The organism is Streptomyces sp. CB02261 (assembly GCF_001905665.1).
GTDB lineage: Bacteria > Actinomycetota > Actinomycetes > Streptomycetales > Streptomycetaceae > Streptomyces.
Genome location: NZ_LIVX01000004.1, coordinates 1 through 13065 on the forward strand (window position 1 = coordinate 1; position 13065 = coordinate 13065).

Consider the following 13065-nt stretch of genomic DNA (forward strand, 5'->3'; position numbering starts at 1 on the left):
GTCGTGCTCCTCGGAAGGCCGATACAGGTCGAAGTCCTTGCCCATGATGTCGAGCTCCCCTAGACGCTTGTGGCACTGAGTACCCTCAGCAAAACACACTCAGTGCCATGACGCCAGAGCGCCCCGACGCTGGTACGCGTCGGGGCGCTCCGGAGACCGGTCGGTCGGTTTCTTCAGCTTCGGGAGTCCGCGAGGTTTGCTTCTTCTCTGCGGGCCAGGCGCTCGTCGTATTCGGCGGCCAGCTGCCGGGCGCGCTCCTCGGTGATCTCCAGATTGGTCAGGAGCGCGGGGGTGCATATGGTCGGCAGGACGTGCCGGAGCAGCACCACCACCCGATGCGTCAGGTCGTGGCGATCACACAGAATCTGGGACATCGTCTGGATCCCGGCGAAGGCACCCGAGAACAGCTCGGCCGTGTCCGTCACGTCCACATGGACGAGCAGCTCTCCGCGAGCCTTCGCGACCATCAGCACCTCCGAGACCTGATCGATCCAGGCCCGGAACGGAGCGGCCCGGTCCACCCCGGTGGCACCGCTGTCGAGCGCCAACGCGACACTGGCGCGCACCAGAGCGTCACGCTGCAGCCGGTGGGAGAGGAGAAAGCCCTGGTCCACCAGCTCCTGCAGCTTGATGGGCTGCGGTGTGAGGGGCTCGTCGAGCATCTGGGCGTCGAGCACGCCGAGGGCCACGTCTTCCTTGGAGGCGAAGTGGAAGTACAGCGCCCCCTTGGTCACCCCGGCGCGCACCAGGATCTCCCCGATGGTCGTCCGTTCATAGCCGCGTTCCGCGAAGACGGCCGCCGCCGACTCCAGGATCGCCCGCCGGGTTCGGATTGCACGCGCTTGCTGTGCCAAAGCGCCTCCTGCTGCATCGCTGACTGTGCTCGACGTGTGACGTGAAGCATTGAAAAGAAAACCGGGCTGTACGTATTCTAATTCGGGCGGGTTCACCGCCCGGGGGAGTGTGGGGTGGGGGAGAACCGTGGATCAGAACCGCCGAGAAGCGACGACGCACGTCCCTGGGGAGTTTGTGCATCGGGCGAATCCCGCCGACATCCTTCCCACGAACTGGACGCGACTGCGAGCGAATCGGTTCTCCGTCTCTGCCCATTGGCCCGCCTCACATCCCTTCTTCTCTCCCGTGGCGGATGACCGGCACGACCCCTTTCTGGTGGCCGAGACGATACGCCAGGCGACCATGCTCGTCGCTCATGCCGAGCTAGGGGTACCCGTCGACGATCAGTTCGTCATGTGGGACCTCCACTTCGACGCCGACCCTGAGGCGCTCACGGTCAACGGCCTCTCCTCGGACGTGACGGCCGACGTCCTCTTCCCCGAGCTCGGCAGCCACCGGGGCAGACCGCGAAACCTCTCCTCCGTCGTGCGGCTCTCCCGGGGTGGACGGCCGCTTGCCACCGGCGGCGGTCTGGCCGATTGCACCTCGGCACCCGCTTACCGCCGCCTGCGGGGCGAGCGGCTCGCGGCGCTCGGGAAGCCGGTGCCGCTGATCCGAGGTGTGGTCCCGCACATGGTCGGCCGCAGCCGGCCGCAGGATGTCGTCCTGGGGCCGGGCCCGCGGGCGGGCACGTGGCAGCTGCGGATCGACACCGGCCACCCCACCCTCTTCCGGCGCCCGAACGACCATGTGCCCGGGATGCTGCTCCTCGAAGCCGCCCGGCAGGCCGCGACGCTGACGGTCGGCGGCGGAACGTTCCTGCCCACCGTCGTGGACATCTCCTTCCAGCGTTACGCCGAACTCGACAGTCCCTGCTGGATCGAGGCGGAGGCCGTGGCCGCCCCCGACCGGGCGACGACCGTCGTGCGGGTGACGGGTCGGCAGGACGGCTCGTCGGTCTTCGTGTGCACGCTCACCTCTCCGTCCCCGGAACTGGCCGTGGCCGGAGCAGGCCTCGACAGACGGCTGGCGAGCTGAACCGGACCGGAACGATGGGACTTCGCATACTGATCACCGGCGCGACCGGATTCATCGGTGGCCGGGTGGTGGAGGCGACGACGGCGTTGCCCGAATCCGCGGAGGTGCGGCTGCTCGTCCGCCGACCGGCGGACACGGGGGTACGGGGGGCGGCGGAGGCCGTCCGGGGTGACCTCCGCGACCCCGCTTCCTTGCGTCGCGCCTGCGAGGGCGTGGACGTGCTGATCCACTGCGCCTCGGCGATCGGCGGGGACGCGGAGCTGGCCCGCGCGGTCAACGACGAGGGCACCCGGGCCCTGGTCGACGCGGCCGTACGCGCCGGGGTCACCCGGATCGTCGCCCTCAGCACCGCATCCGTCCACGGCCGTGGCCCCTTCCGGGCCGCCGCCCCCGGCACCCTGCCGCTCGCCCCGGTCTCCGCGACCAGCCGCACCCGCGCGGCGGGCGAACGGCACGTCATGGACGCCGGCGGCACCGTCCTGCGACCGCACCTCGTGTACGGCACCGGTGACCGGCAGGTGATCCCCGGCCTGGTCCAGCTGCTCGCGGCGTTGCCCGGCCAGCTCATAGGGGGTGACTCACTGCACTCCCTCGTCGACGCGGACAGCCTGGCACGCGCCCTGCTGGGCGCGGCGCTCTCGGTGCGGGCCCAGGCCGGTCCGTACTACGTCCACCATCCGGACCCGGTGCCCGTCACCGAGGTGCTGGCAGCGGCCGAGAAACTGCTCGTCCACCGGACGGGGCCGCGCCTGGGGGCGCCTGTGGACATCACCGAGGCCCGCGCGCTGCTCTCGGGCCACGCCGTCGCGCAGCACCACCTCGACATGCTCGCCACCGACCACTGGTTCTCCGACGACCGCCCCTGGCGGGAGCTGGGTTGCGAACCGGGGCCTGGATTCACCGAGGGATTCGCGGACCACGAAGCGTGGTACCAAGGTCTCCTCGACCACTCCTGAACCGAAAGAAGGCAAGGCCCACATGTCCGTGCTGGCCGGTAGGACCGCGATCGTCACCGGAGCGAGCCGTGGCATCGGAAGGGGCATTGCCCAGCGGCTTGCCAGGGACGGAGCCCTGGTGGCCGTGCACTACGGCCGCGACGAGGCGGCCGCCCGGGAGACCGTGAAGAGCATCGAGGAGGAGGGCGGCCGGGCCTTCCCGTTCCGCGCGAAGTTCGAGGCGCCTGGCGCGGTCGACACCTTCTACGCGGCTCTGGAGGGCGGTCTCGCAGAACAGGGCGCGAGGCCCGAGTTCGACATACTCGTCAACAACGCGGGCGCGAGCGGCTCGGGCCGCATTCATGACCTGACCCCCGAGGTCTTCGACCGGCTGTTCGCGATCAACGTGAAGGCCCCGCTCTTCCTCATCCAGCGTGGTCTCGACCGACTGCGTGACGGCGGCCGGATCGTCAACGTCTCCTCGGCGGCGACGAAGCACGCCTTCCCCGACTCCGTCACGTACGCGATGACCAAGGGGGCCGTCGACACGATGACCCTCGCCCTCGCCAAGGAGCTGGGGCCACGGGGAATCACGGTCAACGCGGTGGCTCCCGGCTACATCGCGACCGACATGAACGCCCGGCGCAGGGCGACTCCCGAGGCGAGCGCCGCCCTCGCGGCTCTCTCGGTCTTCGGCCGGATCGGGACGCCGGCCGACGTCGCGGACGTGGTCGGTTTCCTCGTCTCGGACGACGCGCGCTGGATCACCGGCCAATACGTCGACGTGACGGGCGGGAGCGCCCTCTGAGTACGACAGCCGTTCGCCGTTGTCGCGCAGGGGGCCTCCAGGCCGATGGTGGCGGCGACGATCGTGCTCGCCGATTCCTGCCGGCGGGCCGGTGCCGGCGGCGAGCATGCCCGCGTCGGCCGCCTCCGCAAGCCGCTGCTGGACGCAGCTCTGCCATTTCTGGCGCAGATTCAGGACCCGTACGGCGAACCGTACGGGTCGAATTCCCTGGCTGCCGATCTGATCAGCGCGTCCCGCGTCCGTGGGGCCCGTTCTGATCAGGTCACCAGGGCTCCCGTACTTCTAAAACCGACTGCTTGGTATTCTACGGAGTTTTCGTGCGGCCTCGGGGATATGTCGCGGGGTGGAGTGGTACGGGGCGCGATCAGGCGGGCCGTTTCGGTGAAGGGGGTCCCTCGTAACAAACCGGGGCGGCGGTTTCCGGGGAGGCTGCGCAGCCCCCGTACGGTCAGTACGTCATGAAGACGGCGCGCGCCGGCCGACCGCCCCGCCCCCGTCCAGCACCCCGCGCTCCTCGGAGGAACGCCATGAGGATCCTCGTCACCGGCGGCGCCGGATTCATCGGCTCCCACTACGTCCGCTCCCTGCTCGCGGGGAAGTACGGCGGTGACGCCACGGACACCGTCACCGTCCTCGACAAGCTGACCTACGCCGGGAACCGGGCCAACCTGCCCGCCTCGCACGAGCGGCTCGCCTTCGTCCACGGCGACGTGTGCGACCTGCCGCTGCTGCTCGACCTGCTCCCGGGGCACGACGCGGTCGTCCACCTCGCCGCCGAGTCCCACGTCGACCGCTCCATCGACTCGGCCGACGCGTTCGTCCGTACCAACGTCCTGGGCACCCAGACCGTCCTGGAGGCGGCGCTGCGGACCGGCACCGAGCGGTTCGTGCACGTCTCCACCGACGAGGTGTACGGCACGGTCGACGAGGGCTCCTGGACCGAGGACTCCCCGCTGCTCCCGAACTCGCCGTACGCCGCCTCCAAGGCGAGCTCCGACCTGATGGCCCGCTCCTACTGGCGCACCCACGGGCTCGACCTGTCGATCACCCGCTGCTCCAACAACTACGGGCCGTACCAGCACGCCGAGAAGCTCATCCCCCGGTTCGTGACGAACCTCCTGGAGGGCCTTCCGGTGCCGTTGTACGGCGACGGGCGCAACGTCCGCGAGTGGCTGCACGTCGACGACCACTGCCGGGCCCTCCACCTCGTCCTCACCCGGGGCCGGGCGGGCGAGACGTACAACATCGGCAGCGGGGACGAACTCACCAACCTCGCCCTGACCGAGCGCCTGCTCGACCTCTGCGGCGCGGACCGCTCGATGATCCGTCACGTCGAGGACCGCAAGGGCCACGACCTGCGGTACTCGCTCTCCGACGCCAAGATCCGCGAGGAGCTCGGCTACACGCCCCTGACGTCCTTCGACGACGGCCTGCGCAGGACCGTCGACTGGTACCGCGACCACCCCGACCGGTGGAAACCCGGCAAGGAGGGGTGACGCGAGCCCGGCCGACCGGCGCAGACGCGGGCGGGCGCGCGGAGGCGGCCGGCGGGCCGGGTGTCATCCCGGCCCGCCGGCCGCCTCCATGCAGTCACCGACGCGTCCCGGTGCGGGGACGCGGCCCCCGACCTAGTGCTTGAGCGTGTCCTTGGCCTTCTCCGCCGTCTGCTTCGCGTCGCCCTTCATCTGCTCGCGACGGCCCTTCATCTCCATGCTTTCGTTGCCCACGGCCCTGCCCGTGGCCTCCTTGGCCTTGCCCTTGGCGGTCTCTGCGGCGTGCTTGGCCTTCTTACCGGCGGACATCCGACACCTCCTGGTATGTCACTCTTCCGTGCGACTGCCCTGGATCGCGGGGGTTACTCACGGATGCGGCTTCCGCTGCTCCTCGCGGCCGATGCCGGGTCCCTGCCGTTTGGCGTCGCTGCCGTGCGCGTCCTCCGACGGCTCCCCCTCGCGCACCGTCGCCTCCTCCGCCTGGCGTCGTGCCTCCGCGTCGCCGCTCTCACCCTCGGCCCCGGACGGTGTGGTCCGCGGGGTCTCGTGCCGACGGTCCTGCTCGCTGCCGTGCTTGTGGTGGTGGCTCATGGTCCTCTCCCTGACGCCGCTCGTACGCGCCCCGGTCGCCGCCGGTGGCACGAGGTGCTGCTGCCCGGCGACGTCCAGCCGAAACGCCGTGTCTCAGGACCTTTCGGGCAGACCCTGGGGTGCGTCCTCGCGGGTCGGGCGGGCCGGGACGGTCGTCACCACCACCACGCCCGCGAGCAGCACCACGTTCTTCACGACGAACTCGCCCACCAGCGTGAGCAGCAGCGGGTTGGCGTGGGCGAACGCCACCGACGGCGTGAGGACGAGCACCGCGAAGGTGCCGCAGAGGTGGGCGGCGGGCGTTGCCGGACGCGATCAAATCTCGCCAGCCTGAGCACTGTTCGAGTTTGTGTTTGATCCACGGACCCGGACCGCGTCCATCCGCTCCCGGCACCCTGCGAAGGAATCAACGGATGTCCCACCGACCCGCCGCCCCCGCCTCCACCACGACCCCCGCGGCACGCACCGCTCTCACCCGGCGCCGGGTGCTCACCGCGTCCGTCGCCGCGGCCGGAGCGCTGGCGCTGCCCGGCACCGCCGCGTGGGCCGTCCCCACCAGCTTCGAGGCGGAGACCCGGACCGGCCGCCGGGCCCCCGGTGCCGTCACCGACCCCAGTGTCGTGATCCGCTGGAACCAGGCCGCGATGGACGCGATCCTCGGCCGCTACCAGGCCGCGGGCAACCGCTTCGGCCCCGCCACCGTGAACGCCCGCGCCCTCGCGATCATCCACAACGCGATCTACGACGCCTGGGCGTGTTACGACCGCTGTGCCGTCGGCACCCGCTTCGGCGGCGCGCTCCGCCGGCCGCGCTCCGAGCGCACGCTCGACAACAAGAACGAGGCCATCAGCTACGCGGCCCACCTCGCCCTGCTCGACCTGTACCCCGAGTACAAGGTCGCCATCGATAACATGCTGCGCAGCCTCGGCCACGACCCCGAGCTGGTGAACCCGCGCCGCGACAGCCCCGCCTGGATCGGCCGCCGTACCGCGCAGGCCGTCCTCGATTACCGGCACGGCGACGGCGCCAACCAGCTCGGCGCCCCCGCGTACTCCGACACCACCGGCTACCAGCCGCGCAACGCGCCCCAGGTCGCCGGGGCCTTCGACCCGTCCACGGTCACGGACCCGGCCCACTGGACCCCGCTGATCGTCGGCGGCAGGACGCAGCGCTACCTCACCCCGCAGTTCGCGGTGATGAAGCCCTTCGCCCTGAGCCGCCCCGACCAGTTCACGGTCCCCGCCCCGCCCGCGTACCCCTCCGTCCGGATGGCGAGCGCGGTCGACGTCCTCGGTGGCGATGCCGCCGCACTCGACCCGGACCCGAGCGTCGCGTCCTGATCCGTCGAGGCTCCCCGTGACCGGTGTCACGGCGCTCCGCCGTCTCCCCCCGGCCCCACCCCCGACCGGGTCCTCACGGGAACGGCGGCGCGCCGTGGCACCTTCTCGTTCCCGGCGCCTACGCGCGCGAGGGCAGGACGAGGCCCGGTGTCGGACACGGGGGATCTCCGGCACCGGGCCTCTGTTGAATATTGTACGAGACCCAGGGGGGTGGCGCGTACACCGGCCGGCCCGCCCGTCGTCCCACCCGGTCCCGCGCCGACGACGGGCGAACCCCGGGCGTCCGGGGTAGAAGTCCCTAGAGACGCGGATGCGGTCGAAGCGGGGCCCGCCCCCCTCGGCCGCGCCGCCCGTGACGACGAGGAGGCCCGCCATGGACGGCAGAAGCACGGGGTTCGTGCACTCCTTCAACCGCGCCGGCGGATACGGATTCGTCGTTCCCGTCGGCTCGGAGGAACAGGTCTACTTCAGTGCGGCGGACATCGAGGGGGAGGAGCGCTCCCTCTCGGAGGGCCAGCAGGTCTCCTTCGTCCTCGTCCTCGGCGAGGGCCGCTTCGAGGCGCGGGAACTGCGCGTCTGACGCAGTCCCCCGCCGGCCCCGGTCACTCGCCCGGAGCAGGAGGCAGCGCGTCCATGAACGAGCTGACCGAGAACACCGCGCGCCCCGGTCCCGCCGGCCCGTACCCGGGCGGCGCGGTCAGCCCGTACTCCTCCAGCGTCGCCGTGTACGCCTCGAGCAGGCGCAGGTGGTACTCCAGCGGCGCCCCGTCCGGGTTCTCGCGGCCCAGCGGGGTCGTCGGCTCCGGGCACCAGGTGGTGAAGCGCGGGGTGATCCCGCGCGACATGAAGAACCGCAGGCCCTCCCGGGTGGAGGCGATCGCCTCGTCCACCGTCAGGAACCCGGAGGGGCGGGCCATCTCGACACCGGCGACGAAGTTCGGGATGACGTTGCGCGGCCCGAAGACCTCGGCGGAGTCCAGGATCCGGCGGTGCCACTCGTCCCGGCCGATGTACCGCTCCTTGCCGGGGCAGTACAGCTCGAAGAGGCGGCGGTCCCACACCTCGTAGTTCGGGTGGTAGATCCGGATGCCGTAGTCGTGGAACCGCTGGACGTCCTCCTTCGGCAGGGCCTGGGCGACGACCTTGCCGATCCAGCGGCCCGGGAAGCGCTCCTCGATCGCGCGCGCGTACTGCCCGTAGAAGTCCGCCTCGTCCTTCCCGCCGACCTGGGAGGTGACCGCCCCGCCGGTGAGGGTGTACGCCGTCGACGTACGGGCCGTGTCGTGGCGGTCGATGATCTCCAGGGCCTCCAGGACCTCGTCGACCGGCTTCACGCCCGTGTACGGGCGTCCCGCCGCCTTGTGCTGGCGCCAGTTGTGGTTGATGTCGCAGTACTGGCACTCCTCCTTGGCGCCGAAGTACTGGCAGACCCGGAAGACCGTCAGATAGATCAGGTAGCCCCACTGGATGGTCGGCGCCACCTCCATCACGGACTTGCCGTTCGACAGCGGGTGCCGGTAGTACTCCGGCATCGGCGGCAGGCCCACGTCGGCGATCCGGACCCCGTCGAGGAACAGCGCGAGCGCCCCGTCGGCGTCCGGCGCCACCCGGTACGGGGACGAGGGGTTGACCCGCACCGACACCACCGTGCGGCGCAGACCGTACGGCCCGCCGGTGAGGACGATCTCCTCCGGCGGGCGGTTCAGCGCCGCCTCCCCGAGCTCCGGCAGCGTGCGGTGGTCGAAGGAGAAGATGAAGTACGACTTCGGCTTCACCTCACCGCCCTCGTTGGCGGACAGCGCGGACGGGTCGAAGGCGAGCCCGCCGCGCAGCAGGTCCTCCTTGAACACGGCCTCCGGAGGAACTCCCGGGAAGCGGTCCATGAGGGACTCCACGACAGCGGTACGGGTCGGGGCGGCGCTGGACACAGGCGGATCTCCAGTGGTGAGACGACGGAGCCGATGGCTTCACGCTACGCGCGTGTACCGCCGGGACGACGACCGGGAGCCGGTGCGCGCCGGGCGCGGCGCGTTCCCCCGGCACCGGTGAGGCGGAATGCTGGGAGTTCCACGATCCGATCGTCCGGACCGACAGCGGGAGAGCACCCATGAGGATCAACCTGGCCAGTCTTCTCGTCGACGACCAGGAGAAGGCCCTGCGCTTCTACACCGAGAAGCTGGGCTTCCTGAAGAAGACGGAGGTCCCCCTCGGTGAGTACCGCTGGCTGACGGTGGTCTCGCCGGAGGAGCCCGACGGCGTCGAACTGGTCCTTGAGCCCGACGTCGCCGTGCCCGCCGCCCGGGCGTACAAGGAGGCCCTGGTCGAGGCCGGCATCCCGCTCACCTCCTTCGCCGTGGACGACGTGCGCGCAGCCCACGAGCGGCTGGTGGGGCTCGGCGTCCGCTTCACCCAGGAGCCGACGGACATGGGCCCGGTCACCGTCGCGATCCTGGACGACACCTGCGGCAACCTGATCCAGATCGCCCAGTACGCCTGACGGCCCCGGGCCCCGCGCCCGAGGTGCTGCCGGACCTCCGGCTGGTTACGCTGCGCAGGGACGGGCCCGAGCGGTTCGCCGCCCGGCCCGGTTCGCCGACGTGGCCGAACGGAGCGAGAACCCTCATGACGACCCCCGCGCAGCCCCCGATCCCGCCGACCCCCATGGACACGGTCACGCTGGAGCGGCGCATCGCCGCCGGCCCCGAGGCGGTCTTCCCGTTCCTCACCGACCGTGACAGATGGCTGTCCTGGATGGGCGTCGACGGCACGTTCTCCTTCGAGCCGGGCGGCGCCTACCGGACCCGGGTCACCGGCGACAGCGTCGCCTCCGGCCGCTTCATCACCGTCGACCCGCCGGCGCGTCTCGTCTTCAGCTGGGGCTGGGAGACCGGCCCGACGGCCGTCCCGCCCGGCTCCAGCACCATCGAGCTCACCCTCCGCCGCACCCCGGAGGGCACCCTGCTCCGGCTGATCCACAGCGGCCTCCCCTCCACCGAAGCCTGCGAGGCCCAGGCCGAGGCCTGGCAGCACTACGTCGACCGTCTCGCCGCGCGCGCCGAGGGCACGGACCCCGGCGAGGACGACTGGGCCGGGCTGCCCGGAGACTGAGGGGGGCCGGGGCATTTCCTGGTCCGGCACCGACCGGGGCGGGCCGGGGCCTGTCCGGGCGATGGTGCGGGGCCGACCGGCCGGGCTCACGCTCGGGCCCGGCCGCCGACCGCGATCCCGCCCGGGCGCGTCAGGCGCCCACCGGCAGGGCCGTACGGGCCTGGGAGCCCGCGCCGAACTCGCGGACGAGCCGGAGCCCGAGCCGCAGGTACGCGGCGAGATCCGCCCGCGGGGCCTTGCGGACCAGGTGACGGATCGCCTGCATGGCCTCCCAGGCGGAGGCGTGCGCGAGGGAGCCGCCCCAGCTGTCGCCGAGGCCGTCCCACAGGTAGGCGCTGAACCCGAGTTGGAGCGCGCCCGCCCGGCGCCGCTCCTCCTCGTGCGCGTCCAGGGCCCGTACGAAGAATCGCTCCGCCTCCACGGGGGGCAGCGCGGACCGGATGATGCGCAGATACGGCGCGACGAGCGACGCGACCTCGGGGCACTCCCCACCGGGAACGACCGGGTCATCGGGAACGGACGCGGTGATGGGCTCGCATGTCTGAGTCATGAACCCATCGATACGTCATCTCATCGCAGGATCGGCCGTGGCGCGCCGTCACGTGCTCCGGAGGACGACGAGTTGGCGGGTGGCACGGGTCATCGCGACGTAGCGGTCGACCGCCCCCTCGATCCCCTCGCCGAAGGCCTCCGGGTCGACGAGGACGACCAGGTCGAACTCCAGGCCCTTCGACAGCGACGGCGTCAGCGACCGGACGCGGTCGCCGGGACGGAACCGGGGGGCGCCGATGACACAGGCCGTCCCCTCGGCGTGGGTGGCGAGCCAGTCGTCGAGGACCGAGTCGAGCGCGTCCACGGACCCGTGGACGACCGGGACGCCGGCGGCGCGCACGGACGTCGGCACGTTCGCGTCCGGCAGCGCGGCCCGGATGGCCGGCTCCGCCTCCGCCATGACCTCTTCGGGCGTGCGGTAGTTGATGCTCAGGGACGCCACGGTGATCCGGTCCAGCCCGACCCGCTCCAGGCGCTCCTGCCACGACTCGGTGAACCCGTTCCTGGCCTGGGCGCGGTCCCCGACGATGGTGAAGCTCCGGGACGGGCAGCGCTGCAGCAGCATCTGCCACTCGGCGTCCGTCAGCTCCTGCGCCTCGTCCACGACGATGTGCGCGAACGGCCCGGCGAGCAGGTCGGGCTCGGAGCCGGGCAGCGCGGCGTCGTCGACCAGGCTGTCCTTGAGGTCCTGCCCGCGCAGCATCGTCACCGCGCCCTCACCGTCGACGTCGGCCGCCAGCACGTTGTCGATGACGTCGGCCATGCGCGCGCGCTCGGCGGCGACCGTGGCCTGGTGGCGGCGCTTGCGCCGGGCCGCCTCCGGGTCGCCGAGCCGCTGCCGCGCCGCGTCCAGGAGCGGCAGGTCGGACACCGTCCACGCCTGGGCGTCCTCGCGCTGGAGCGTGCGGACCTCGTCACGGCTCAGCCAGGGAGCGCACGTGCGCAGGTACGCGGGGACCGACCACAGGTCGCCGACGAGGTCGGCCGCCTCGAGCAGCGGCCAGGCGCCGTGCAGGGCGTCGGACAGCTCCTCGTCCTGCCGCAGCGACCTGCGGAACTGGTCCTCCGGGACCTCGCCGTCGAGCTTGGCCAGCAGGATCGTGGCCAGCTCCTCCCAGATCTGCTCCCGCGCCTCGTTGTGCGGGGTGCCGGCCTCCACCGCCTCGAACGCCTCGGCCCAGTCGTCGGCGCCGAGCCGGACGTCGGCCCAGTCGGTCGAGACGGTCATCCCCTTGGCCGGCGGCTCCTCGTAGAACCGGACGGCCGCCTCGATCGCCCGCACCATGTCCGCGGACGACTTCAGGCGGGCCACCTCGGGGTCGCGCTCGGCCGCAGCCCGCGCCCCCTCGGCCACGAGGTCCCGCACGGTGCAGGTCTGCACCCCCTCCTCGCCGAGGCTCGGCAGGACATCGGCGACGTACGCCAGATAGGGCTGGTGCGGGCCGACGAACAGCACGCCGCCCCTGCGGTGACCGAGGCGCGGGTCCGCGTAGAGGAGGTGCGCGGAGCGGTGCAGCGCGACCACGGTCTTGCCCGTGCCCGGACCACCGTCGACGACGAGCGTGCCGCGCGAGCCGGCCCGGATGATGGCGTCCTGGTCGGCCTGGATGGTGGCGAGCACATCACGCATCCGGGGCGAACGGCTGCCGCCGAGGCTGGCGATGAACGCGGACTGGTCGTCGAGGGCCGCGTGCTCCTCCAGCCCTTCCGCGGAGAACACCTCGTCCCAGTAGTCGGTGATCCGGCCACCGCTCCAGCGGTACCTGCGGCGGCTCGCGAGCCCCATCGGGTCCGCGTGGGTGGCCGCGAAGAACGGCTCGGCGGCGGGCGAACGCCAGTCGATGAGCAGTCGGCGCCCCGCGCTGTCGGTGAGGCCGAGGCGTCCCACGTACACGGGCTCGGAGCCGTCCGCCCCGACGACCCGTCCGAGGCACAGGTCGAGGCCGAAGCGGCGCAGGGTGCGCAGACGACCGGTCAGCCGGTGGATCTCGGCGTCCCGGTCCATCGCCTCCCGGCCGGCGCCGCCGGGAGCCCTCCGCGCCGCGTCGAGACGGGCGGAGAGTTCGGCGATCGACTCCCGGAGGCTCTCCGCGACGGCGGCGAAGTGCCGCTCGTCATCGGCGATCAGCGCCGGGTCGGCCTTGGGGGACAGACGGTCGGGAAGGTCGAACGCGCTGGTGTCGTACGACTGGTCCACCGACGAAAGCACACGCACGGGGCGGGACTCATTTCTGCAGGGGCTGGGTGAGACCGTGATTCTGCGGTATCCCCGGGGCCTTGCCGCAAGCCCCCCTGTGCGCTATAAG

Annotated in this window: 15 protein-coding genes; 8 read left to right on the forward strand and 7 right to left on the reverse strand. The window is 71.8% G+C overall.

The window, feature by feature from the left end:
• Positions 1-173: 173 nt before the first annotated feature.
• Entirely contained in the window at positions 174-854 is a 681-nt protein-coding gene (locus tag AMK29_RS13365; RefSeq protein WP_073812235.1) for a ScbR family autoregulator-binding transcription factor, read from the reverse strand.
• Between the two features lie 127 nt (positions 855-981).
• Between AMK29_RS13365 and AMK29_RS13370 the strand changes: the two genes are divergently transcribed.
• The 4 genes from AMK29_RS13370 (at position 982) to rfbB (ending at position 5171) form a co-directional block, all read left to right on the forward strand.
• The gene (locus AMK29_RS13370) at positions 982-1932 is read left to right on the forward strand and encodes a ScbA/BarX family gamma-butyrolactone biosynthesis protein (RefSeq protein WP_073812238.1); all 951 of its coding nucleotides are present in this window, start codon (positions 982-984) and stop codon (positions 1930-1932) included.
• Positions 1933-1946: 14 nt separating this feature from the next.
• Entirely contained in the window at positions 1947-2888 is a 942-nt protein-coding gene (locus tag AMK29_RS13375) for an NAD-dependent epimerase/dehydratase family protein (RefSeq protein ID WP_073812241.1), read from the forward strand.
• 22 nt (positions 2889-2910) lie between these two features.
• Positions 2911-3675: an SDR family NAD(P)-dependent oxidoreductase gene (locus tag AMK29_RS13380; RefSeq protein WP_073812243.1), complete on the forward strand. Its 765-nt coding sequence runs from the start codon at positions 2911-2913 to the stop codon at positions 3673-3675.
• Between the two features lie 527 nt (positions 3676-4202).
• Positions 4203-5171: a dTDP-glucose 4,6-dehydratase gene (rfbB, locus tag AMK29_RS13385; RefSeq protein WP_073812245.1), complete on the forward strand. Its 969-nt coding sequence runs from the start codon at positions 4203-4205 to the stop codon at positions 5169-5171.
• A 132-nt stretch (positions 5172-5303) separates the two neighbouring features.
• Here the strand turns inward: rfbB and AMK29_RS13390 are convergent, their stop codons facing one another.
• From AMK29_RS13390 to AMK29_RS36370, 3 genes are all read right to left on the reverse strand, one after another.
• A complete protein-coding gene (locus AMK29_RS13390) occupies positions 5304-5477 on the reverse strand; it encodes a CsbD family protein (protein ID WP_073812248.1) in 174 nt (57 codons plus the stop codon).
• A 57-nt stretch (positions 5478-5534) separates the two neighbouring features.
• The gene (locus tag AMK29_RS13395) at positions 5535-5759 is read right to left on the reverse strand and encodes a hypothetical protein (RefSeq protein WP_073812250.1); all 225 of its coding nucleotides are present in this window, start codon (positions 5757-5759) and stop codon (positions 5535-5537) included.
• 93 nt (positions 5760-5852) lie between these two features.
• Positions 5853-6029 carry a hypothetical protein gene (locus tag AMK29_RS36370; RefSeq protein ID WP_158071313.1) on the reverse strand — a complete coding sequence of 59 codons (177 nt, stop codon included), beginning with the start codon at positions 6027-6029 and terminating at the stop codon, positions 5853-5855.
• Positions 6030-6172: 143 nt separating this feature from the next.
• Between AMK29_RS36370 and AMK29_RS13400 the strand changes: the two genes are divergently transcribed.
• Positions 6173-7099 (forward strand): DUF6851 domain-containing protein, encoded by a 927-nt coding sequence (locus AMK29_RS13400; protein ID WP_073812253.1) that lies wholly within the window; start codon positions 6173-6175, stop codon positions 7097-7099.
• A 373-nt stretch (positions 7100-7472) separates the two neighbouring features.
• Positions 7473-7679 carry a cold-shock protein gene (locus AMK29_RS13405; protein WP_073812255.1) on the forward strand — a complete coding sequence of 69 codons (207 nt, stop codon included), beginning with the start codon at positions 7473-7475 and terminating at the stop codon, positions 7677-7679.
• A gap of 22 nt (positions 7680-7701) precedes the next feature.
• Here AMK29_RS13405 and AMK29_RS13410 read toward each other — a convergent pair whose 3' ends face one another.
• On the reverse strand, positions 7702-8982 hold the full coding sequence (locus AMK29_RS13410) for a radical SAM protein (RefSeq protein ID WP_198942258.1): 1281 nt from the start codon (positions 8980-8982) through the stop codon (positions 7702-7704).
• Between the two features lie 224 nt (positions 8983-9206).
• On the opposite strand from AMK29_RS13410, the gene AMK29_RS13415 reads away from it, so the two are divergent.
• Complete coding sequence (locus AMK29_RS13415) at positions 9207-9596, forward strand: VOC family protein (RefSeq protein WP_073812260.1); 390 nt, start codon at positions 9207-9209, stop codon at positions 9594-9596.
• Positions 9597-9721: 125 nt separating this feature from the next.
• Positions 9722-10207: an SRPBCC family protein gene (locus AMK29_RS13420; protein ID WP_241845350.1), complete on the forward strand. Its 486-nt coding sequence runs from the start codon at positions 9722-9724 to the stop codon at positions 10205-10207.
• A gap of 130 nt (positions 10208-10337) precedes the next feature.
• Here AMK29_RS13420 and AMK29_RS13425 read toward each other — a convergent pair whose 3' ends face one another.
• Entirely contained in the window at positions 10338-10757 is a 420-nt protein-coding gene (locus AMK29_RS13425; RefSeq protein ID WP_073812263.1) for a hypothetical protein, read from the reverse strand.
• A 48-nt stretch (positions 10758-10805) separates the two neighbouring features.
• Entirely contained in the window at positions 10806-12974 is a 2169-nt protein-coding gene (gene helR, locus AMK29_RS13430; RefSeq protein WP_198942236.1) for an RNA polymerase recycling motor ATPase HelR, read from the reverse strand.
• Positions 12975-13065 lie beyond the last annotated feature (91 nt).

What these genes read in the sequence shown, in the direction of transcription:
- AMK29_RS13375 (WP_073812241.1), top strand. Translation starts at nt 1,947, where the DNA reads ATGGGACTTCGCATACTGATCACCGGCGCGACCGGATTCATCGGTGGC.
- AMK29_RS13380 (WP_073812243.1), top strand. Translation starts at nt 2,911, where the DNA reads ATGTCCGTGCTGGCCGGTAGGACCGCGATCGTCACCGGAGCGAGCCGT.
- rfbB (WP_073812245.1), top strand. Translation starts at nt 4,203, where the DNA reads ATGAGGATCCTCGTCACCGGCGGCGCCGGATTCATCGGCTCCCACTAC.
- AMK29_RS13390 (WP_073812248.1), bottom strand. Translation starts at nt 5,477, where the DNA reads ATGTCCGCCGGTAAGAAGGCCAAGCACGCCGCAGAGACCGCCAAGGGC.
- AMK29_RS13395 (WP_073812250.1), bottom strand. Translation starts at nt 5,759, where the DNA reads ATGAGCCACCACCACAAGCACGGCAGCGAGCAGGACCGTCGGCACGAG.
- AMK29_RS13400 (WP_073812253.1), top strand. Translation starts at nt 6,173, where the DNA reads ATGTCCCACCGACCCGCCGCCCCCGCCTCCACCACGACCCCCGCGGCA.
- AMK29_RS13405 (WP_073812255.1), top strand. Translation starts at nt 7,473, where the DNA reads ATGGACGGCAGAAGCACGGGGTTCGTGCACTCCTTCAACCGCGCCGGC.
- AMK29_RS13410 (WP_198942258.1), bottom strand. Translation starts at nt 8,982, where the DNA reads ATGGACCGCTTCCCGGGAGTTCCTCCGGAGGCCGTGTTCAAGGAGGAC.
- AMK29_RS13415 (WP_073812260.1), top strand. Translation starts at nt 9,207, where the DNA reads ATGAGGATCAACCTGGCCAGTCTTCTCGTCGACGACCAGGAGAAGGCC.
- AMK29_RS13420 (WP_241845350.1), top strand. Translation starts at nt 9,722, where the DNA reads ATGACGACCCCCGCGCAGCCCCCGATCCCGCCGACCCCCATGGACACG.
- AMK29_RS13425 (WP_073812263.1), bottom strand. Translation starts at nt 10,757, where the DNA reads ATGACTCAGACATGCGAGCCCATCACCGCGTCCGTTCCCGATGACCCG.